The organism is Kitasatospora sp. NPDC042419 (genome assembly GCF_056437345.1).
Genome location: NZ_JBWKAW010000006.1, coordinates 88,613 through 110,723 on the forward strand (window position 1 = coordinate 88,613; position 22,111 = coordinate 110,723).

Genomic DNA, 22,111 nt, shown 5'->3' on the forward strand with positions numbered 1-22,111 from the left:
CACCGTCACCCCCGTCAGCATCAACGCGGCGACTGCCGCTGTCGCCGGTGACCGCCACCGGCCTCCGGTCGATCTTCCAGCCCGTTTGCGGGCAGGTAGAACCCCCACCGTGCCACCCCTTGTTCAGCGCCGACAGAACGTCATATGAGCGGAGTGCTCCCATGATCGAGGTGACGATAAGTGATGGGTCTGACACGCCGCCAGCGAGTTCTTCCGCCGTGCGCGCGATGTTTACAGACTCTTGACCACGGGATCGGCCTCTTTCCGGACATGTCGACCCGGGCCCTCAAACGGAGTTGACCGTCACTGCTGTGAGGCAGCATCGTTCCGACCCGAACATCGCTCCGAAGGGGAGCTCGGCCGGGGAGGGGAACACAGAAGAGACATGTCCGCCAACTCACGCACATTTGTACACACATCACCACCGCCACCTTCATCCACCCGCAGTCGTGCGGTGCTGTTGACCGCGCTCGGAGCGAGCTGTGCACTGGGGCTGGGTCTGCTGGTCGCACCGCCGGCGCTCGCGTCCGGCCCTGCGGCCGGGCCTTCCCACGGGCCCGTGGGCGGCGTCGCTCCGATCGAGGCCCGGACGCCGGCGCCCCCGCGCACGCCTGAACAGCAGGCTGCGTTCGATGCCCTGGCCAAGGCGAAGGCCACCGGCAAGTCCGTCGTCGTGGAAGCCATGACCAGCGAGGTGTCGAAGACCGTCGCGAGCCCGGACGGAAAGCTGAGCACCACCGACGACGCGCAGGTGGTCCGCGTGAAGCGCGGGGGTGCGTGGGTCGACATCGACTCCGCCCTGCGGACCAATTCCGACGGGACGCTCAGTCCGGCGGTCGCCTCGACTCCGCTGACGTTCTCCGGCGGCGGCAGCGGTCCGATGGCGACGGTGGCCACCGCTGACGGCAGGGAACTGGCCGTCAGCGCGCCCTTCCCGCTGCCGAAGCCCAGGTTGAACGGTCCGACCGCGACCTACCCGGACGTGTTGCCCGGTGTCGATCTCCAGCTCACCGCGCTGGCAGTCGGTGGCTGGCGCGATGTTCTCGTGGTTCACACCGCCGAAGCCGCTGCCCTCCCCGAGTTGAAGTCCCTGCGCTTTCCGATCGGCGCCAAGGGGCTGACCGTCAGCACGGATGCGCAGGGCGGTATCGACGTCAAGGACGATCACGGAGCCGCGCGGTTCCGTTCGCCTGCCGCCCTCCAGTGGGACTCGTCCCGATCCCCGGTGACCGCGCAGACCGTCAACGCCAAGACGTCTTCAGCCGCCGGTGTGCAGAGCGCCGGTTCGCCGGCCGGTGAAGGTGCGCCGTCCACCGCCGAGGCGCCGGGCGACGGTGCGTACGTCGCCGCCGTCGGCACGAAGGTCATCGGGGGTGCGATCGAGCTGACGCCAAATCAGAGTCTCCTGGGGTCCGGCACGGGACCCTGGTACATCGACCCGTCGCTCACCGCAGTGACGAGCGGGATCCAGGGCTCGGTCGAGGTCCAGGAGAACAACGAGGACAGCAAGTACTTCAACAAGAAGACCAGCCTCGCGACCGGATTCTGTGGTTACCACAATCCCGACCCGAACCAGGACTGCGGAAAGGAAGGCCGGCAGCGTGCCTACTTCCAGTTCGCCGTCAATCCCGCCATCTACACGGTTGTCAGTGGCACGAACTCGCCGCCTGTGCTGTTCGGCTCCACAGTCAACGGACAGGTGACCAGTTCGGCCAGCCCGAGTACGCCGACCGAGCTCGGAATCTACTCGGCTCCCACGGCGATCCACGAGCGCAGTCACTGGAAGGATCAGCCCTGCGGCTATCGGAACCCGGGCGTGGTCATGGAAGGCTGCCCGTTCGTGGGCAGTCAGCTCATTACCGGCAACGGCGGCCCACTGGCCGTCGATGTCACTGACATGATGAAGCGTGCGGCCGCCGGAAAGTGGGCCACCTGGACGATCGGCATCGCGCCGACGGGCGGTGAGGGCGAAAAGCTCTATCGGCACCATCTGGACAGCCGACCCAGTATCACCACCACGTACGACATCACTCCCACCGTCTGGCATCCGCGTACGTCTCCGGCCCCCGGATTCGCGAAGAGCTTCTCCAGCGACGGAGGAAGTGCGGAGTGCAACACGGGTGGTGCCAACCCCTGGGACAACCCCGGCTGGATCGGCAGCAACCAGAACGTCTACCTCGTCAGCAACAGCTGGTCGCCGACCGGGCTTCCGCTGTACACCGGATTCCACATGTGGGACGACAATGACCCGAACTTCTCTTTCAAGTACGGCAATTGGGGCGGGAGCTACAACTCCCCGGCTGAAGCCGTAACGCCCGGCCCACTGAGTGACGGCCACCAGTACGGCTGGTATGCCGGGGCGGCCGACGGGATTCTCACGTCGGACGGAAGCGCATGGTGCTACCTCCGCGTGGACCGCACGAACCCGCGAGTCGGCATCAGCTCCACTGACTATCCGCCTGCCGGCACCCCGAACCCCAACCCGATCGTCTACATGAACGAGTGGAGTACGTTCTGGATCAACGCCGAGGATCCCGCCCCTGCCAGCGGCCTGCAGGCCTCGGGCGTCGCCTGCGTGCGAGTCAGCACCGATCCGACCCCGGTTGTCGGTTGGCGCTGCAAGGACGCCGACACCATCGCTCCCGGGCAGCCCTACTATCACCAGCCGCGCAAGTGGGGCATCAACACCCTCTACGCCTGGGCGATGGACGTGGCCGGCAACTACAGCCAGCCCGCCGTCTACAACTTCTACGTTCCCTGGCGGCCTGGAACCCAGCCGATCTTCGGTGACGTCGACAATGACCAGAAGGCCGACATCGTCACCACTGACGGGAGCGGAAACCTGCGCATCACCGCGGGTGGCGCCGACCCGGCGACCTCACTCGCCGCACCGGCCTCGGCCGCACCCGGAAGCCGGGAGTACGGCACGACGTGGTCCGACTTCCAGCTCAGCCATCACGGCACGTTGAACTTTGGCCAGTCAGTGGACCAGATCGTCGCCCACTTCGCCAATCCGGCCAAGCCGAACGCCGCAGAACTGCGGAACAACGTGTACCTGATCCCCAACGACGGCACTGGCCGCTACGACGATCTCACGCCGAGCGTCCTCACCCGTCCCCTTTCGTGCACCACCTGGGGCACCAATGCCCCCTGCCCCGACTACAGCAGCGCGAACTGGGCGGGCGTCGACCAGGTGATAGCGCTCGGCACACCCAAGGGCGAGGCCGTCGGTTCCGATCCGAAGGACCCCAACCGTCAGGTCATCACCACGCAGACCTCCCTGCTGACCCTCGAAGGCGGCAACCTCTACCTCTTCCAGCCCAACGGCTTGGCCAACGACGTTGCCACCGCGACACTCATCCCGACGTCCTCCGGTAGCTGGTCCGGCCTCGAACTGATCAACCCCGGTGCTGCCAACGGCAAGACGGTCAACCCCAACAACGGCAAGGAAGTCACTCAGCCGACCCTGTGGGCCCGTAACCGTTCCACCGGCGAGTTCTACAGTTACCCGCTCGGGTGGAAGGCCGATCGCACCGTCGACTACTCCGCGCTCACCAATCCCGGTGGGGGAATCCGCCTTTCCGTCGGCGCCCAACTGCCTTCCGGCAGCCACCCGCTGGTCGGGGCCGGTGACCTGAACAACGACGGCTACGCAGACCTCTGGACTGTCGACAGCACCAACGCGCTCGCTATCTTCCCCGGCATGAGTAGCAGCGGGACGGTCGGGAAGGTGGACGGCTTCGGTCCCTGGGCGTTCGCCGGGTACGCCGATGCCAGCGTCTCGATACACTCCAACCTGGTCGGCTGGCTGTGCGCGGATGCTGAAGGCGGTGTTCGCGAGGGTGCCGAACTGGCTGCCTACAGCTGCTGGGAAACCGGCAATCAGCGCTTCAACTTCGCCAGTGACGGGACCGTTCGCAGCGGAAGTCTGTGCCTCTCCACCAGGGACAACTCGCTCGACAACGGTACTCGCACCGTCCTCACCCGTTGTGCGGGCAACAGCGGCCAGAAGTGGAGCATGCGTTCCGACGGGCGCCTGTTCATACCTGCCACCGTCACGGCGGACAGCCCAGGGGGGAAGTGCCTCGAACTCCCGGGCTGGGCCACGGCCCAGGGCACCCGCCTGGGCATCTGGGACTGCGCTGGCCTGCAGGACAACCAGCGCTGGACCCTCCGGGCCGAACGCAGCGCCTGAGCCGCCAGCACGTCAAGGGGCCCCGCCGGTGACCGGCGGGGCCTCGCTGTCGCTGCGGGGCCGGCTCGGGGCGGCACGCGGCCGGTGCCCGGGTCGGGAGGTGGATTCCGCCCGGACGCACACGCCAGGACCGGCTCGGTCAGCGGAAGTGGTGGATGTTCTCGCGGACCCAGTCGTCGTAGCTGCGGAGCGGGCGGCCGATGATGTCGCGTACGGTCGGCCGCTGGTCGAGGGTCCACCGGACGAGCTCGTCGAAGCGGGTGCCGTACTCCTCCAGTGCGAACAGCGTCACGTCGATCCCGCCGGCGGGCCAACCCCGGCTCCGCCAGACGGCCCGGCTCCCGTCCGGCGTCAGCTCCTCCGTGCTGATGTCGCGGCCGAGCGCGGTGGCGATGCTCCGGATCCGTGAGCGCGTGCTCAGCGGCAGGCCCACGGCTTCGAGGATCGTCCCGGTGTGGTCGTCGCCGGTCAGGGCCGCGGCCGCGACGGCGGCGAGGTCCGCCTCGTGGATGAAGGGGTAGTGGCCCGCGTCGAGGAAGGCCTCGCGGACCGTCCCGTCGGCGCGGACGGTGTCGGCCCAGTCCGCTCCCGTCGCCGGGTAGGTGCCCTCGATGACGGATCCCATCACGGCCGACGGCCGGATGTGCGTCCAGGCGATGCCCGAACCCTCCACCGCCTTCTCGATCGCCAGCCAGAACCAGGTCTCCGGCGGGTACGCCACCTCGTACTCCGGGCCGTGGGACGACAGGAGGACGATCTTCCCGGCGCCACCGTCCCGTGCGAGGCGGAGGGCGTCCTGGACACTCAGCGGGTCGGCACCGGCGAGGAACACGGCACCGAGGCCGTCGAAGGCCCGGGCGCACTCCAGCGGCCGGGTGATCGACCCCGTCACGACCTCGACGGCGTCCGGCCAGCCGGCGCACTGGTCCGGCTCGGCGAGCACCCGCACCCGCCGCCCCTCGGCGAGCAGTTGCCGGGCGAGGTGGCGGCCGACGATCCCCGTCGGGCTGGTGCCTTCGCCCTTGCGCGGGCTGACGACGGTGAGCAGGCAGACGCCGCCGGCTTCCGGTGCCTCTTCAAACCGTTCGAACCTGTCCATGGCAAGAACCTCCAACGCGTGAGCGGAGATCTTGCACCTGACCCTTGGCGCCGGACGGCAGTCGCCGTACCCGACGGACGCAAGGCGGCTGCGGATCGAGGTTCGACACGCTATCAGAACAGCTGGGCCACCGGCCCGTTCAGGGGGTGAGGCCGAGGGCGGTGAGCGCGGTCTCGCCCGCGGCGGTGTGGTCGCCTCCGGCGAGGAGGAGGGTGCGGGCCGACTGGTAGGGGCAGCCGGCGGCGGCGAACGCCTCGGCGGTGGCGAGCAGTCGGGGCAGGTCGCCGTCGAGCAGCGCCTCGGCGCGGTGCACCTGGGCCGTGGCGACCGGATTGCCCGCGACCAGGGCCCGGGCGGCGTCGATCCGGGCCCGGGCGTCGGGGTGCCCGGCGAGCGCCGAGGACTCCGCCCGGAGTGCAGCGTACCAGTGCAGCCAGACCCAGCTGACCCACTTCCACACCTGTTCCGGCTCCGGTGCGACCCGGGCCAGGGCCGCGTCCGCGTCCCCGTGGTGGAGCAGCACCAGGGCGTCGAGGACGGCGCCGTAGCCGTGGCGGTGCTCCGGCTCGGTGCCCGCCCGGCCGACCACGGCGAGCCAGGCCGCCCGGGCGTCGTGGTCGCCGCGCAGGCCGTGGATCATCGCGACCGAGGCGGCGGCCGGGCCGAGCGAGAACGACCGCGGCCGACCGCTCCGCTCCCAGGCGTCGAGGAACCGGGCGCTGCCGTCGAGCACGTCGTCGGCACGGCCGGCGAACGCGTCCGTGACGAGGAGCCAGGACGTGGCGTGGTGGCCCGTCTCGGCGAGCAGCGGGTGGTCGGCGAGCTGTCCGGCCCACCGGCGGGCCCGGGGCAGCTCGCCCGCGCCGAGGGCGGTTCCGGCGGCCATGGCGAGGGCGTCGACCCGCTCGTGCGTGGTGGCCGGGGTCGGCGGGGCCGAGGCCAGGATCTCGGTCCGGCGGCGGGCGGCGGCCGCGGCGGCGAAGGGTTCGCCGGCCCAGCTGCGGGCGCCGGAGAGCGCGTCGAGTGCGGCGGACTCGGCGACCGGATCGCCTGCGCGCCGGGCGAGTTCGACGGCCCGCTCGGCGTAGGCGACCGTCTCCTCCACGGTGTTGTCCGTGGCTCCCTGGACCGCGCCGAACGCGTCGGCGACGACCGCCGCCTCGGCGAGCGCGAGCGCCGCCACGGCGCCGGGGTCGGCGGCGGGTGGCGCGGTGGGGGTGGGGGCTGTCGGTCCGGTGGGGGCGGCGCCAGGTGCGGCGGCGCCCGGTGCGGTGCCCGCGGTCGACTCCCGTGCCGAGGCGAGCAGGGCGGCCACCTCGTCCACCGGGGGAAGCAGCGCGAACGTGCTGGAGAAGCGGTACGCGACGGTGGCGGCGGCCGCCAGGTCGCGGGCGGCTCCGGCGGAGTCCCCGGCCCGGCGGGCGGCCTCGGCGGCGGCGCGGTGCAGGCGGTACATGTCGTCACCGAGCCTGCGGCAACCGGCCACCCCGGCGGCCTGACGGAGCGCGTCGGCGCCGACGGCGGGGTCGTCGGCGAGGGCGGCCGCCTGCTCGTACCGCTGCTGGGCCTCGCCGAGCAGGTTGCGGCCGAAGGCCGGTCCGGCCGTGCGCAGGGCGAGGCGGTGGGCCTCGGCCCGCAGCTCCGGACGGTCGGCGGCCCAGGCGAGGGCGGAGCGGAACTCCTCGGCGACCGCGTCGAACCGGGCGTTCCGGTCGGGCGCGCCCTCGCCGGCCGGGCCGTCACCGGCCGGGCCACCGACGGCTCGGCCACCACCTGCGGAATGGCCACCTGCGGAGTAGCCACCTGCGGAGTCGGCCGCCGCGAGGGCGGTCGCACCGGCCGTGCACCACGCCACGTGGCGGGAGCGGACGTCCGCCGGCTCGCCCGCGTCGGCGAGCCGCTCCGTCCCGTACTGGCGGATGGTCTCCAGCGCCTGGTACCGGGTCCCGGTCGCGGACGGCACCACGGAGAGCAGGCTCTGCTCGGCGAGCCGGCCGAGCCCGTCCGCGACGGCGGCCGGGTCCAGCGGGCCGAACCCGGCGACCTCGGCCGCCGCCTCGGCGGTGAACGGCACGACGAACACCGACACCCGCCGCAGCAGCGCCCGGTCCTCCGGTTCCAGCAGCTCGTGGCTCCAGTCCAGCACCGCCCGCACCGACCGGTGGCGGTCGTCGGCGCGGGGGCCGCCGGCCAGGATCCGCAGCTGGTCGGAGAGCCCGGCGGTGAGTCCGTCCAACCCGAGGGTGGGGCAGCGCGCCGCCGCCAGTTCGATCGCCAGCGCCATGCCGTCGAGCCGTTCGCAGACGGCCACGACCCGGTCGCGCACCGCCGGATCCGGCGGACGGCCGACCGCCGCCGCCCGGTCCATGAACAGCGCCACCGCGTCCGACTCGGCGCCGCCGACCCGCGACAGCGGCGGGACCGGGAAGACCCACTCGAACGGCACCATCAGCCGGGCCCGGCTGGTCGCGAGCACCCGCAACCCGGGGCAGGCCGCCAACAGCCGCTCCAGGAAGGGGGCCACGCCGCCGCGCACCTGCTCGCAGTTGTCCAGCACCAGCAGGGCCTGACGGTCCGCCAGTGCGGCCACCAGGGCCTCGTCGACACCGAGTCCGGGTTGCTCGCCCACGCCGACGGCCGCCGCGACCGCCGCCGCCAGCCGCCCCGGATCCGTGACCGGGACGAGGTCGACGAACCACGCCCCGTCGGCGAACTCGCCCGCCAGCTCCGCCGCCACCGCCAGCGCGAGCCGGGTCTTCCCCACCCCGCCCGGACCGACGGCGGTCACCAGGCGGCGCGACCTCAGCGCCTCGGTCAGCTCGCCGCGCTCCCGCGCCCGGCCGACGAACGCCGTCAGCGGCGCCGGGAGCCTGCCGGGGAGGCGGGGTGCGGGCGGGCGGGGCGCCGGTGCCGGGCTCCCCTCGGCGGCGGCCTCGGCCTCCCGCCGGGACAGTGCCCAGCGGGAGAGCGCCCGACGGTCCGCCAGCTCCGACTTCCGCAGCAGCGAGGAGACGTGCGACTCGACGGTGCGGACGGAGATGAACATCCGGGCGGCGATCTCCGCGTTGCTCAGGTGCTCACCGAGCAGTGCGAGCACCTCGGCCTCACGGGCCGACACCACGGGTACCACGGGACTGGACACGCACTCATTATCCGTGGTGCCTTCCGTGGTGAGCACGGAGGTGCGCCGACCCCCGGTCAGGAGAGTCTGTGACCACGGCGAACACGCCGAAGGAATGCCCGGGCCGACCACGGCCCGCGACCACGGGAGTGACCATGACCGGCTCGTCCACCCAGGGAATCAAGACCGTGCTGCACCCGGTGTCGGACATCGCGGCGGCCAAGACGGTGTACGCCGCGCTGCTCGGTGTCCCGCCGCAGACCGACGCGCCCTACTACGTCGGCTTCGAGGCCGGGGGCCAGCACATCGGGCTGGTGCCGGCCGGCGGGCCGCAGGGCTTGACCGCGTCGCTGGCCTACTGGCACGTGGCGGACATCGAGGCGAAGGTGGCCGAGGTGAGCGCCGCGGGCGCCGTCGTGAAGGAGCCCGTGCACGACGTCGGCGGCGGCCGCCTGGTGGCCACCCTCATCGACCCCGACGGCAACCTCATCGGTCTGCTCCAGGACTGATGACCGCGGAGACGAGGACCGCGGAGACGAGGACCGCAGAGGTGAGTACCGCAGAGGTGAGTACCGCGGAGACGCGCAGCGCAGAGGTGGGTGCCGCAGTGGCGGGTACTGCTCCGACGGGTGCCGGCCCGCGTCCCCGTGACCGGCGCCGTCGGGACACCGAGCACCGGCTCGCCCACGACGTCGACGTCTGGGTGGCCAGTGCCTCGGCGGACGGTACGCCGTACCTGGTGCCGCTGTCCTTCGACTGGGACGGTGGGGCGCTGCTGGTCGCGACCCCGGCGGACAGTCCCACCGGCCGGAACCTGGCCGCCGGCCGGGTCGCCCGGCTGGGGCTGGGCCTCACCCGCGACGTGTCGATGATCGAGGGCGACGTCGAGGTCCTGGAGATCGACGCCCTGCCACCGGAGCGGGGTGACCGCTTCGCCGAGCGCACCGGCTTCGACCCGCGCACCCTGGCCACGCCGTACCGCTGGTTCCGCATCACCCCGCGCCGCGTCCAGGCCTGGCGCGAGGTGGACGAGCTGTCCGACCGCACCCTGATGCGGGACGGCCGCTGGCTGGCCTGACCGCCGGCGCCGGGCGCGGCGGGCGCGCGGCGGTGGTGCGGTGGTGCGGCAGGGGCAGGACCGGGCCCGACTCCCGGCCGGCCCCCTGGCCGGGCACTTCGCCCGGCCGGGGCCCCGGCCACCGGGGGTCAGCCGTGCGCGAGCCGTGCGCGAGCCGTACGGGAACCGCTTCGGGAGGCTCCGGAGCTCCGGAGCTCCGGGTGTTCGGCCTCGTCCGTGCCGCCCGGCCTCTCAGGAAGCCCGCGCGGCCTCGGCGGCCTTCGCCGTCACGGCTTTGACGAAACGTTCCAGCCCCTGCGGGCTGTGGGTGAGGAAGATGTTCGGCTCGATCAGTTCGAGCTCCATGACCACCGGTGCGCCGGACTCGTCGAGTGCGAGGTCCACTCGCGCGAACAGCAGGGGCCCGGTGGCGGGGACGGCCGCGAGGGCCGCGCGGGCGGTGCGGAGTTCCGCCTCGGTCGGGTCGTGGGGGGTGACGTCGGGGTGGGCCACCCGGAGGTTGTCTATCACTCCCGGCTCGGTCAGGACCGGTCCCTTGCGGATGGCGTGGCTGAAGTCGCCGTCGACGAAGACCAGTGCGCGTTCCCCCTCCACCACGCGCCGGAGGTAGGGCTGGACCATCACGGTGCGGCCCTGGTCGAGCAGCAGGCGGGCGTGGCGCAGGGCGTCGGCGGTCCGGCCGGCCTCGTAGCGGGCGGTGTCCCGGGAGCCCGCCGAGACGGCGGGTTTGACGACGACGCCCTCGGCGAGGTCGAAGTCCGCCTCGTCGCACGGCCCGCCCGGTTCGAGGAACCTGGTCGGCACGACCGGGACGCCGCGTTCGGCGAGCGCCGACAGGTAGCGCTTGTCGCTGTTCCAGCGCACCACGGGCGCCGGGTTCCACAGCCGGGTGGCGTCCGCGGCGGTGTCCGCCCAGGTCAGGAACTCGTCGATCCGCTCCGCGTAGTCCCAGGTGGAGCGGATCACCGCGAGGTCGAACCGCTCCCACCCCGCGTCCCCGGCGTCCCAGTCGACCGCCTCGGCGGCGAGGCCCTCGGCCCGCAGGGCGTCGACGATCAGTGGCAGGTCGGCGTCGTAGTCCGCGGCGGCGCGGGCGGTCACGACTGCGATCCTTGCAGGTGGCACGGAACTCTCCTGTCGACGGGGGCGGTGGACGTCAGTCTAGGGAGGCCCTCGGACGGGCGGTCCGCTCCTGCCGGCGGTAGCGGCCCGGGGCGAGCCCGAACTCGCGCCGGAAGGCGTGCGCGAAGGCGTACTCCGAGCCGTAACCGACCTGTGCCGCAATGGCGTTGAGCGGTCCGTCGGTCCCGCGGAGCAGCCGGGCCGCCGTGGTCATCCGCCACCAGGTCAGGTAGCCGAGCGGCGGCCGGCCGACCAGGGCGGTGAAGCGCCGGGCGAACGCCGCGCGGGACAGCCCGCCGTGGGCGGCGAGGCCCGCCACCGTCCAGGGGTGGGCCGGTCGCCGGTGGATGCCGTCGAGGGCGCGGCTGATCGCCGGGTCGCCGAGGGCGGCGGCCCATCCGCGGGGTGGGCCGTCGGCCGGGGTGCGGGACCCGCCGTGGGCGGCGGTCTCGTGGGGCGGGCCGTCGGTGGCGCCTTCCGGGGGCTGCCGCGGGAGGGCCCAGGCCCGGAGGACGAAGAGCAGCAGCATGTCCAGCAGGGCGGGGACGACTGCGTCCGCGCCCGGGCGGGGGTGCTCCAGTTCGTCGTCGAGGAGCCGGACCGCCGCCTGGATCTCGGGGTGCCGCCCCGGGCGGGCCGGCAGGTGGAGGATGTCCGGTAGGTCGCCGAGCATGGGGTGGGCGCGCGCCGGGTCGAGCTGGTAGGCACCGCACAGGGTGACGGCGGCGGGTTGCTCGCCCGGCCGTTCCCGGCCCGCGGGCGGGGCGGCGTAGCGCTGTTCGCGGCGCGAGTCGTCCGGCGGGTCGCAGGAGGGTTCGAGTAGCGGGGTGGACGGGTGGTCGGCGAGGGCGTGGCCGTCGCCGCGGGCGATGAAGACGGGCCGTCGCCGTCCGCGCGCTCACCGAGGACGGGCACGACGGGGCCCGGTACGGCCTCACCGGCCCGGCCTCGCCGACCCAGGCCGAGCAGGTGCGGATCATCGGGGAGGCGGTCGGCCGCCCGGGCCGGTGGGAGGAGATTCTCAGGGAGGACGCCCTCGTGCGGATGCTCGCCGGAAGGTGGCCGTCCGGTGTCGCGGACGGGGCGCTGGACTTCGTCGAGGCCCGGATCGGCGACCCCGAGCCGGTGACCACCACCGTCCGGGACGTCACCGGTGCCCCGGCGCGCACGCTGGGCGCGTGGGCCGCGGAGCACGCGGAGCTGTTCCGCTGATCGGCCGGGTGGCCGGGCGGCCTGGTGGTGAGGTGGCGGGGTGACCTGGTGGCCGGCCGCCGGACCGCCCCCGTGCGCCCGGGGGCTGCCGGGATGCGACCGGTTCACGACCCGAACCCGACCGGCAACCTGCTGGCCGTCAACTTCTCACCGCCCCTAACATGTTGACGGTCGAAGGAGGTTCCGGCGTGGTGTACGGGGGTGCGGGGTCCGGCCGACGGCTGGAGAGCGCGATCGCGTGGGTGCTCAGGAACTCCGACGGTGTGGTGGCCCTGCTCGGGGCGCTGGCCGTCGGTCTGCTCGACCTGTTCGGCGGCGGCCTGGACGACAACATCGTCTCCGGCGCCACGCTGCTGGTGCTGGCCGCGGTGGTGTACGGCTCGCTGGCCGAGCGCCGGCGGCGGGTCGTGGACATCCGGGAGGCGACCGCCGGCGCCCGGCAGGCGCTGGAGAACCTGGCGTCGGTGCGCGAGCTGGCCGGCGTCGACCTGGAGCGGGCGCTGGAGCAGGCCCGCCAGGACACCGACCGGTGGATGTTCAAGGGCGGCACCGGCACGTACCTGCGGGCCGTCACCCTGCCCGAGTGCGTCCGGGAGGCGCGGCGGCGGCGCCGCGCGCTCACCGTCAAGATCGACATCGTGCACCCGGGCGACGAGGCGGCCTGCGCCGCGTACGCGCGCTTCCGGGGCACCTTCGGCAGCCGGGCGCCGGACGGCACGCACGACGCCGGCTGGAGCGTCGAGCGCACTCGCAAGGAGTCGTACGCGACGGTGCTGGCCGCCGCCTGGTACCGGCAGCGGCTGGACACCCTGGAGATCGACGTCCACCTCTCGGAGGTGGCCCCTTCGCTGCGGTTCGACGTCTCCGCGTCCTGCCTCATCATCACCCAGGACGACCCGAGGCGGGTCAGCATCTACGTCGAACGCGGCCGCCCGCTGTACGACTACTACGTCACCGAGCTGCACCACTACCGGGAGCAGGCGGTCAAGCTCGACCTCCGGGACACCGAACCGCTCGGCGACGACCCGACGGTGGACGAGGCCCGGCGGCTCTTCGAGCACCTGCGCATCCCACTGCCGACGGCCTTCTCGGACCGGGACGTCAGCGACATCATCGACCGGGCGCTGCACGCGGAGAACCCGTACCGCCGGTAGCCGCGCCGCGCCCGCGCGGGAGATCAGGGGGAGACCATGAACCTCTTCACGACACTCGAACGGGCCGCCGGGCGCACCGCCGCCGAGCCGGGGCTGGACGGCCTGGTCGGCGGACTCCTGGCCGAGGTGGCCTCCGGCGCGCGGGCGCTGCGCGCGGTCGCCCACCCGCTGGGCTTCTACTGCCTGCCGGTGCTGCGCGACGGCGCGTACGGTGTGTGCGTGCACGTCTTCGACCCGGTCGCGGCCGGGGTCGAGCGCGAGATCCACTGCCACAGCTGGGAGCTGAAGAGCAGCGTGCTCTACGGCCGGGTCGGCAACCTGCGGGTCGGGGTGTACGACGAGCCCGGCCGGCCGACCCACCGGGCGTTCGAGGTGTACAGCACCGGGGGGACGGACGAGATCCGGCCGACCCCGCGGCTGGTCCGCTGGGAGCCGCTGGCCGAGCAGACCAGCGCGCGCGGCGAGACGTACACCCTGGGTGCCGGCGAGTTCCACGCCACGGTGCTGCCGGACGGCGCGCCGGCCGCCACCGTCGTCCTCGGCCGGACCGTGCCGGGGCCGGTGGACGTGGTGCTGGGGCCGGTGGACGGCACCGCCCGCCGCGTGGTGCGGCGGCTCTGCGACGCGGACCGGACGGCCCGGATCGCCGAAGAGGCAGCCAGGAGGATCAGTGGACACGAGAGAACCGGGTGAGGGCTCCGGACCGCCCGCCTTCGCGGAGGAGTGCGAGGTCGCGGTGCGGGCCGCCGAGGAGGCGGGCGCCATGCTGCGCGCCCGATTCCTGGACGCGTTCCGGGTGGACGTCAAGGGCGAGGACGGTGACGTCGTCACCGAACTCGACCTGCTCGCGGAGGAGCTGGTCACCCGGAGGCTCGCCGAGCGCTTCCCGGCCGACCGCATCCTGGCGGAGGAGGGCGGGGCCACGGCCGGCGGGCCGGGCAGCCGCCGCACCTGGCTGGTCGACCCGCTGGACGGCAGCAACAACGTGGTGATCGGCCTGCCCGCCTACGTGGTGGGCATCGCGCTGTGCGTGGACGACGAGCCGGTGCTCGGAGTGGTCCACGACCCGGTGGCGGGCCGGACCTGGCGGGCGGTGCACGGCGGCGGGGCGTACGGCCCGGGCGGGCGGCTGAGCAGTCCGGTCCGCCCGCCGGGCGCGGTCCGGCCGGTGCTCGGCTGGACGCAGGGGCACGGCGTGGCGGGTGACGACCCGGTGGCCCGGGCGCTCAAGGACGGGCTGGAGGGCGGCGCCCGCCGGGTGCTCCAGCTGTGGGCGCCGCTGCTCACCTGGTCGCTGCTGGCCTGCGGGCTGATCGACGGCTTCGTCGGCTACCGGGCCGAGGAGATCGACCTGCCCGCCGGCAGCCTGCTGGCGACGGAGGCGGGTCTGGTGGTCCGCGCGCTGGACGGCAGCGCGTTCAGCGCGCGGATCGGGCAGCCGGACACCGCCCGCAGCTACGTCGCGGGCCGCCCGGAGATGGTGCCGTACCTGCTCGACCTGGTCGCCCGCGCGGGTCTCCCGGGCGGCCCGCCCGAGCCGCCCGGACCCGGGACGCCTCCCGGGTAGCCGCCCGCCGCCGTACGGGAACGCCCCCCACCGGAAGCCCCCCGCCCCACCGGAACGCCTCAGGAGCCGCCCGCCACCGCGAGTGCCGCGGTGGCCAGCGCCACGCCGCCGACGGCGAGCACGGCGCTGGTCCCGGCCACGCTCCGCAGCGGCACCCGCAACCCCGCCGACCGGCAGCGCTCGTACCAGAGCAGGGTGGCCAGCGAGGCCCACGGAGTGATCAGCGGGCCGATGTTGGTGCCGATCAGCAGGGCCAGCAGCTGCTGGTGGTTGCCGGCCGGCACCGCGGCCTCCCCGGCCAGGTAGACCGGCAGGTTGTTGAGCAGGTTGGAGAGGCCCGCGCCGACCGCCGAGGCCCGGAACAGGCCGAGCACCCCGCCGTCGGTGCCGATCGCCTCGGAGAGCAGCCGGTGCAGCCCGTGCGCGTCGACGGTCTGCACCACCAGGAACATCCCGGGCACCATGACCAGCAGCCGCCACGGTATCAACGAGGCCTGCAGCCCCTCCGGCCGTCGTACGGCGAAGGCCGCCACGACCACCGCGGCCGCCGCGCCCGAGGCCGCCCAGAGCGGCACGACGGCCGCCAGGCTGGCGACCAGAAACCCGGCGCAGGCGAGCGCGCAGATCCGGAACAGCACCCCGTCCTTCGGCCGGTGGGCCTCCGGCGGCCGGTAGCCGTCCGCGCCCCGTCGCCCGCGCCGCCAGTAGAACCCCCACAGGCAGGCCATGGTGGCGAGCAGGGCGGCCAGCTGCGGCGCCCACATCGCCCGGGCCAGCCCGGCGGGGGAGAGCGCGACCCGGTCGGCGGCCAGCAGGTTGGTCAGGTTGGACACCGGCAGCAGCAGGCTGGCCGTGTTGGCCAGCCAGACCGTGGTCATCGCCAGCGGCAGCGGCGCGATGCCCACCCGGGTGGCCAGCGCCAGCATCACCGGGGTGAGCAGCACGGCGGTGGTGTCCAGGTTGAGCACGGTCGTGGTGAGCGCGGCGAAGCCCACGCAGAGCAGGAACAGCACCGGGTAGCTGCCCCGGCCGGCCCGCGCCACCCAGGCGGCGAGCACGTCGAACACCTCGGCGGCGCTGGTCAGCTCGGCCAGCACGACGACCGAGCCCAGGAAGGCCAGCAGCGGTGCGACCCGTTCCACGGCCGCGCCGGCGGAGTCCGCCGGGAGCAGCCCGGTGGCGAGGAAGAGCAGGCCGAGGACGAGCAGGCCGCCGGCGAGCAGGTCGAGCGGGTGGAGTCGCCGGACGGCGGGCCAGTACGCAAACACGGACGTCAGGGTCGCACACGAGGCGTCGTGGGTCGAGACTGCCGCTCGAACGCCCGGCCGGCGATCGGTCACGGGTTCGGGGAATCCGGCCGGATCTCACCCGAAACCGTTGCGGGCAAAGAGGGTTCAGCACGTCCGGATCGGTCATAAGCTCTCTCCATGGGGGCTCTTGACGCGACCCCGGGTGGCCCCGGGCCGATCGACTTCTTCATCAGCTACTCGCCGGCCGACGAACGCTGGGCGGCCTGGATCGCCTGGACGCTGGAGGAAGCCGGCTACCGGGCGTTCCTCCAGGCCTGGGACTTCGTCCCCGGCACCAACTTCGTCGACTTCATGGACCGCGGGGTCACCGAGTCGGCGGCCGTCATCGCGCTGCTCTCGCGCAACTACGAGCGCTCGCGCTACGGCCGGATGGAGTGGCAGGCCGCCCTGCGCGCGGACCCGGACGCGCCGGACCGCCGGCTGGTGACGGTGCGGATCGAGGACATCCCGGTGGACGGCCTGCTCGCCACCCTCACCTACATCGACCTGGTCGGCGTCGACGAGCCCGCCCGCGCCCGGCAACTGCTGCTCACCCGGGTCGCGGCCGCCATGGACGGCCGGTCCCGGCCCGAGCTGCGCCCCGGCTACCCGGGCGGCGCCCCGCCCGCCCCCGGCGTCCTCCCGCCGACCGCCCGGACGCAGGTCCCCGGGCCCCGGGCGGTCGGCGACACCGGCTGGGCGGGCCGGCGCAGGCCGGCCGTCCAGCCCGACTACCCGCACGCCGCGGCCCGGTCCGGCGGACGCGAGGCGGTGACCGTGCTGCACCTGGCCGGCCCCGAGTTCGGCCGCGGGAACGACCCGGTCGACCTGCAGGCCGCCATCTGGGGCGACCTGGTGGAGCTGGCCGACTCCGGCGCCCCCGCCCCCGAACTGGTCGTCGTCACCGGCGACCTGACCGCCTCCGGCAGCCCCCGCGAGTGCGAGCAGGCGCTCTCCTTCCTCACCTCGATGCGCGCCCTGCTCGGCCTGGAGCCGCACCGGGTGGCGATCGTCCCCGGCGGGAAGGACGTCAACCAGGCCGCCTCGCGCGCCTACTTCGCCACCTGCGAGGCCGACGAGCTGCGGCCCACCCCGCCGTACTGGCCGAAGTGGCGGCACTACGCCCGGCTGTTCCAGGAGTTCTACCAGGGCCTGGACGTCGTCTTCGACAGCGCCCAGCCCTGGACGCTCTTCCCCGTCCCGGAGCTGGGCACCGTCGTCGCGGGCCTCAACTCCTCGATCGCCTGGTCCCACCGGCCCGAGGACCGGTACGGCTGGCTGGGCCCCGAGCAGGCCGCCTGGTTCGCCCAGGCGCTGCGCCCCTACGAGAGCGACGGCTGGCTGCGGATCGGGGCGCTGCGCCACCCGGTCGCCGCCTCCCCGGGAGCAGGGCCCGGAGGCGCCCACCAGGGTGCCCCGCACACCGCCGGCGGCCGTGCCGCCGGCTCCCGGTCGACGGCCGCCCGCCCGGCCCGCGGCGGCCCGGACGGCGAGCCGCTGCACGACGTCGACCGGTTCACCCGGCTCACCGCGCCCCGGCTGCACCTGCTGCTGCACGGTCCGGCCGCCGCCCGCACCGCCGTCGGGGAGCTGGTCACCGCGGCCGGCGAGGTGACCGTGGTCGGCGCCCCGGCCGCCGGCGGCCACCAGTTGCTCCAGCTCACCCGCGACGGCCTGACCCGCTGGTCCGCCCCGGACGCCGCCCTCCAGCGGGTGGCCGCCACCTGGCGCCGGGCCGGACGCGCGTTCCCGGTGCCCGAGCCGGCCGCCCCCGGCCCGACCGTCGAGCCGCCGCAGGTGGACGAGGCCCGCCCGGCCGCCGGGCCGGAGCGCGAGACCCGGGCGCTGGCCTCGCCGCTGGACGCCCTGCTGGCCCGGGTCTCCGAGGTCTGCCGCACCCGCCACCAGGGGGCCCAGATCCGCGCGGTGGACGGCACCCCGCCGCAGCTCTTCGTCACCTGGGCCGAGTCCGGCCTGGTCCGCCAGCAGCGGGTGGCCGTCAGCGTGCACACCCCGACCGTCGAGGACGTCGACCGCTTCGTCGACGAGGTGCACGCCGACGGCACCAACCTGGACGCCGAGCTGGTCCACGAAGGCCCGCCGCCGCCCCGCGCCCTGCGCGAGCGGGCCCGGCGCCGGGGCGTGCGGCTGCGCAGCTTCCTGGAGTTCCAGGGCCTGCTGGACCTGCGCGGCTACGTCGCCGCCCAGAGCGAGCGGCTCAGCGCCGACAGCCAGTACCTGCCCGGCCTCTACCTGCCGCAGCGCTACCGCGACGCCGAGCGCCCCGGCGTCCGGGAACGGGACGGCCTGGTCGACGAACTGCTCCGGCTGCTCGACTCCGACCACGGCCGGTTCGTGCTGCTGCTCGGCGACTTCGGCCGCGGCAAGACCTTCGCCCTGCGTGAGCTGGCCCGCCGCATCCCCGCCGAACTCCCGCACCTGGCACCACTGTTCATCGAGCTGAACGCACTCGACAAGGCGCACTCGCTGGACGGCTTGGTCGCCGCCCACCTGACCGAGCACGGCATCGACACCCTCGACCTGCGGGCGTTCCGCTACATGCTCCGCCAGGGCCGCGTCGTGCTGCTCTTCGACGGCTTCGACGAGCTCGTCAACCGGGTCAGCTACGAGCGCGCCGCCGACCACCTCCAGGTGCTGCTGGACGCCGCCGTCGACAACGCCAAGATCGTCGTCACCAGCCGCACCCAGCACTTCAGTTCGCACGAGCAGGTGCTCACCGCGCTCGGCGAGCGGGTCGGCCTGCTCCCGCAGCGCCGGCTGATCGCCGTCCAGGACTTCACCCCGCACCAGATCCGCGGCTACCTCGCCAACCGGTACGGGGACCCGGACGCCGCCGCCCGCCGGATGCGGCTGCTGGAGGCCATCCCGGACCTGCTCGCGCTCTGCAGCAACCCCCGCCTGCTCAGCTTCGTCGCCGACCTCGACCACGACCGGCTGCGCTCCGTGGCGGGCGCCGGCCGGGCGCTCAGCGCCGCCGGCCTCTACCAGGAGGTCTTCACCTCCTGGCTGCGGTTCGAGGAGCAGCGCGGCCAGGGCGGCCCGGGCGCCGCCCCCGGCCTGCACCTGGACCAGCTCTGGCAGGCCGTCACGCTGCTCGCGCTGCGCCTCTGGGAGAGCGGCCGGACCGCCATGCCGCTGGACGAGATCGTGGACATCGCCGGGGTGCTGAGCGGTCTGGCGGAGAACCGGATGCCCACCTCGCAGTTCGCGCACGCGGTCGGCTCCGGCAGCCTGCTGATCCGCTCCGACGAGGGCATGTTCCACTTCATCCACGGCTCGGTCGTCGAGTGGCTGGTCGCCCGGGCCGCCGCGGCCGCGCTGGAGCGCGGCGAGACCGACCTGCTCGGCCGCGGCCCGCTCAGCCGGCTGGCCGTCGAGTTCCTCTGCGACCTCGCCGACCACCAGGTCTGCCAGCGCTGGGCCCGGTCCGTCCTGGACGGCGCCCACGACACCGGCGAGGCGGCCCGGCTCAACGCCGTCAAGGTGCTGGACCGGCTGCGGGTGCCCGCCCACACCGACCTGCGCGGCGCGACCCTGGCCGGCGAGGACCTCTCGCACCGCGACCTGTCCGGCGTCGACCTGTCCGGCGCCGACCTGACCGACGCCCGCCTGCTCGGCACCGACCTGTCCGGCGCCGACCTGCGCGGCGCGACCCTGGCCGGCGCCCGGCTGGACGCCGCCGACCTCTCCGGCGCCGACCTGCGGTCCGCGGACCTGCGCGGCGCCCGCCTGGTCCGCACCGACCTGCGCGCCGCCCGGCTGCGCGGCAGCCGCTGGCAGCGGGCCGCGCTGATCTCCGCCGTCACCGACCCGGAGGTGCTGGCCGCGCCCGAGCTGCGGGCCGCCGCGATCGCCCCCGGGCTGCCCGTCGAGGCCGGGTTCAGCCCCTCCGAGGTCGGCGTCCCGTACGGGTTCGACGTGCGCTCCACCCGGCTGCCCGAGCCGGTCGCGTTCAGCCCGGACGGCCGGCTCCTCGCGGTCGGCAGCGAGGACGGCAGCGTGCTGGTCTGCGACGCCGTCACCGGGGTCGCCCTGCGGACCCTCAAGGACCACATCGGCCGGGTCTACGCGGTCAAGTTCGCCGGTGACGTGCTGGCCACCGGCAGCGCCGACGGCACCGTCCGGCTCTGGGACCAGGTCTCCGGAGAGTGCCGGCACCGTCTGGACGTCCACCCCGGCGGCGTCTGGCCGGTCTCGCTCGGGCCGGCCGGCCGGCTGGTCGCCACCGGCGACCCGAACGGGGTCGTCACCCTCTGGGACACCGACACCGGCCTGCCGCTGCACCGCCTGCCCGGCCACGACGCGCCCGTCTACACGGCGGTCTTCAGCCCGGACGGCGCCCTGCTGGTCACCGGCGACCAGGGCGGCGGGGCACGGCTCTGGTCCACCGCCACCGGCCGCCGGATCGCCGACTTCCCCGGCCACCGCGGCACCGTCTACCGGTCCGCGTTCAGCCCGGACGGCACCCTGATCGCCACCGGCGACGGCGGCGGGGAGGACGGGGGCGGCGGCACGGTGCGGATCTGGGAGGCCGCCGGCCGTCGGCTGCTGCACACCCTGTCCGGGCATGCCGGGCGGATCTACACGCTGGCCTTCCACCCGGACGGCGACCTGCTCGCCAGCGGCGACACCGAGGGCCAGGTCCGGCTCTGGAACCCGCTCGACGGCACGCCCGCCGGCCGGCCCGAGGACTCCACCGGCAAGATCTACCAGGTCACCTTCGACGAGGCCGGGACCAGGCTCGCCGCCAGCGACAGCGACGGCGGGGTCCGGGTCTGGCGGGTCTCCCGGATCCCGAGGGCCGACGGCGGCGCTCGCACGGAGCCCGACGGATGGACGGAGCCCGACGGGCGGCCGGAGAACGGCGCACGGACGGAGAGCGGCGGGCGGTCGGAGAGCGGAGGCCGGCCGGAGAGCGGCGGGCCGGCCGTGCGCGGCCCCGGCCACGAGGTGGTGCCGCTGCGCCGTCAGCCGCCCGAGCACCGCGGCTCGGTCTGGGCCTGCCGGTTCCGCCCCGGCGCCGGACGGGGCAGCGCCGAGACCGACGCGCTGCTCGTCACCGGCGGCAACGACGGCCTGGTCCGGCTCTGGGACCCGGCCTCCGGCCGCAGCCGCCAGCTCCTGCGCGGCCACGGCCGCCGGATCGGCTCGCTCAGCTTCAGCGGGGACGGCACCCTGCTGGCGGCCGGCGGCAACGACGGCGTGATCCGGCTCTGGGAGCCGTCCACCGGCCGCCGGGTGCGCGAACTCTCCGGCCGCAGCAGCCGGCTGGTCTCCGCCGAGTTCAGTCCGGAGGAGGCGATCCTGGCCACCGCCACCAACGACGGCGACCTCTGCCTCTGGAACGCCCGGACCGGCGAGTACCTGCGGGAGATGGACGTCGAGACCGAGCACGTCTGGGCCGAGGCGTTCAGCACCGACGGCGTCCTCGTGGCCACCGCCAACGACGACGACACCGTCCGCATCTGGTACCGCCGCACCGGAGCCCACCTCACCACCCTGCGCGAGCACCGCGGCCGGGTCCGCTCCATCGCGTTCAGCCCGGACGGGCGGCGGCTGTTCACCGGCTGCGACGACAGTCGGGTCCGGATCTCCGACATCGGGACCGGCCGGGTCGAGGCCGAACTCGACGGCCACACCGACCGGGTGTACGCCGTCTCGCCGGCCCCGGACGGCAGCTGGCTGGCCAGTGCCTCCTGGGACGGCACCGCGCTCATCTGGGGCGACGGCATCGTCCGGCACCGGCTGACCGGACACGTCGGGCGGCTCTGGACGGCCGCCGCCCACCCGACCCGGCCGCTGCTCGCCACCGCCGGCGACGACCGGCTGGTCCGGCTCTGGGACCCGCGCACCGGCGAGGAGGCGGCCCGGCTGCGCGGCCACACCGGCCGGATCCTCGCCGTCGCCTTCAGCCCGGACGGCTCGCTGCTGGCCAGCGGCGGCGAGGACGGCACCGTCCGGCTCTGGCGCATCCACGCCGACGGCCGGCCCGCCGCCCTCGCCACCCTGCTCGGCGCCCCCGACGGCTGGGCGGCGCTGCTGCCCTCCGGCGCCTACAAGTGCGAGGGCGACGTGGCCGGCGAGTTCTGGCACGCCGTCGGCATGTGCCGCTTCGAGCCCGGTGAGCTCGACACCCACCTTCCGGGCGTCCACCGCCTCCCCCCGGAGGCGGAGCTGTGAGCCGCGGGCGTTCGGGCGTGCCGGGTGAGCCGGAGGCCGTTCGGCCGTGCCGGGTGAGCCGCGGGCGGTGTGT

Annotated in this window: 12 protein-coding genes and 1 pseudogene; 8 read left to right on the top strand and 5 right to left on the bottom strand. The window is 74.4% G+C overall.

Annotation, left to right across the window (positions count from 1 at the left end; translation table 11 throughout):
- Positions 1-454 precede the first annotated feature (454 nt).
- Complete coding sequence (locus tag AC067J_RS14810) at positions 455-4,195, top strand: ricin-type beta-trefoil lectin domain protein (protein ID WP_478299125.1); 3,741 nt, start codon at positions 455-457, stop codon at positions 4,193-4,195.
- A gap of 139 nt (positions 4,196-4,334) precedes the next feature.
- Here AC067J_RS14810 and AC067J_RS14815 read toward each other — a convergent pair whose 3' ends face one another.
- Together AC067J_RS14815 and AC067J_RS14820 are read right to left on the bottom strand one after the other, a co-directional pair.
- A complete protein-coding gene (locus tag AC067J_RS14815) occupies positions 4,335-5,294 on the bottom strand; it encodes an SDR family oxidoreductase (protein ID WP_478299127.1) in 960 nt (319 codons plus the stop codon).
- Positions 5,295-5,433: 139 nt separating this feature from the next.
- A complete protein-coding gene (locus AC067J_RS14820) occupies positions 5,434-8,436 on the bottom strand; it encodes an ATP-binding protein (RefSeq protein ID WP_478299129.1) in 3,003 nt (1,000 codons plus the stop codon).
- Between the two features lie 134 nt (positions 8,437-8,570).
- Between AC067J_RS14820 and AC067J_RS14825 the strand changes: the two genes are divergently transcribed.
- Together AC067J_RS14825 and AC067J_RS14830 are read left to right on the top strand one after the other, a co-directional pair.
- Entirely contained in the window at positions 8,571-8,924 is a 354-nt protein-coding gene (locus AC067J_RS14825) for a VOC family protein (protein WP_478299131.1), read from the top strand.
- A 98-nt stretch (positions 8,925-9,022) separates the two neighbouring features.
- Entirely contained in the window at positions 9,023-9,493 is a 471-nt protein-coding gene (locus tag AC067J_RS14830; RefSeq protein WP_478299542.1) for a pyridoxamine 5'-phosphate oxidase family protein, read from the top strand.
- Between the two features lie 231 nt (positions 9,494-9,724).
- Here AC067J_RS14830 and AC067J_RS14835 read toward each other — a convergent pair whose 3' ends face one another.
- Complete coding sequence (locus tag AC067J_RS14835; RefSeq protein ID WP_478299133.1) at positions 9,725-10,594, bottom strand: ATP-grasp domain-containing protein; 870 nt, start codon at positions 10,592-10,594, stop codon at positions 9,725-9,727.
- A gap of 55 nt (positions 10,595-10,649) precedes the next feature.
- Positions 10,650-11,492: pseudogene (locus AC067J_RS14840) on the bottom strand (helix-turn-helix transcriptional regulator); the annotation flags it as partial.
- A gap of 92 nt (positions 11,493-11,584) precedes the next feature.
- On the opposite strand from AC067J_RS14840, the gene AC067J_RS14845 reads away from it, so the two are divergent.
- From AC067J_RS14845 to AC067J_RS14860, 4 genes are all read left to right on the top strand, one after another.
- Positions 11,585-11,827 carry a hypothetical protein gene (locus AC067J_RS14845; protein WP_478299135.1) on the top strand — a complete coding sequence of 81 codons (243 nt, stop codon included), beginning with the start codon at positions 11,585-11,587 and terminating at the stop codon, positions 11,825-11,827.
- A gap of 188 nt (positions 11,828-12,015) precedes the next feature.
- Positions 12,016-12,981: a hypothetical protein gene (locus AC067J_RS14850; RefSeq protein WP_478299137.1), complete on the top strand. Its 966-nt coding sequence runs from the start codon at positions 12,016-12,018 to the stop codon at positions 12,979-12,981.
- 36 nt (positions 12,982-13,017) lie between these two features.
- Entirely contained in the window at positions 13,018-13,674 is a 657-nt protein-coding gene (locus AC067J_RS14855) for a hypothetical protein (protein ID WP_478299138.1), read from the top strand.
- Positions 13,652-14,548 (top strand): inositol monophosphatase family protein, encoded by an 897-nt coding sequence (locus tag AC067J_RS14860; RefSeq protein ID WP_478299140.1) that lies wholly within the window; start codon positions 13,652-13,654, stop codon positions 14,546-14,548. Before AC067J_RS14855 ends, AC067J_RS14860 begins: the two co-directional genes overlap by 23 nt.
- Positions 14,549-14,607: 59 nt before the next feature.
- Here the strand turns inward: AC067J_RS14860 and AC067J_RS14865 are convergent, their stop codons facing one another.
- Positions 14,608-15,816 (bottom strand): ArsB/NhaD family transporter, encoded by a 1,209-nt coding sequence (locus AC067J_RS14865; RefSeq protein ID WP_478299142.1) that lies wholly within the window; start codon positions 15,814-15,816, stop codon positions 14,608-14,610.
- Positions 15,817-15,975: 159 nt separating this feature from the next.
- Between AC067J_RS14865 and AC067J_RS14870 the strand changes: the two genes are divergently transcribed.
- A complete protein-coding gene (locus AC067J_RS14870) occupies positions 15,976-22,038 on the top strand; it encodes a WD40 domain-containing protein (RefSeq protein ID WP_478299144.1) in 6,063 nt (2,020 codons plus the stop codon).
- Positions 22,039-22,111: the final 73 nt, after the last annotated feature.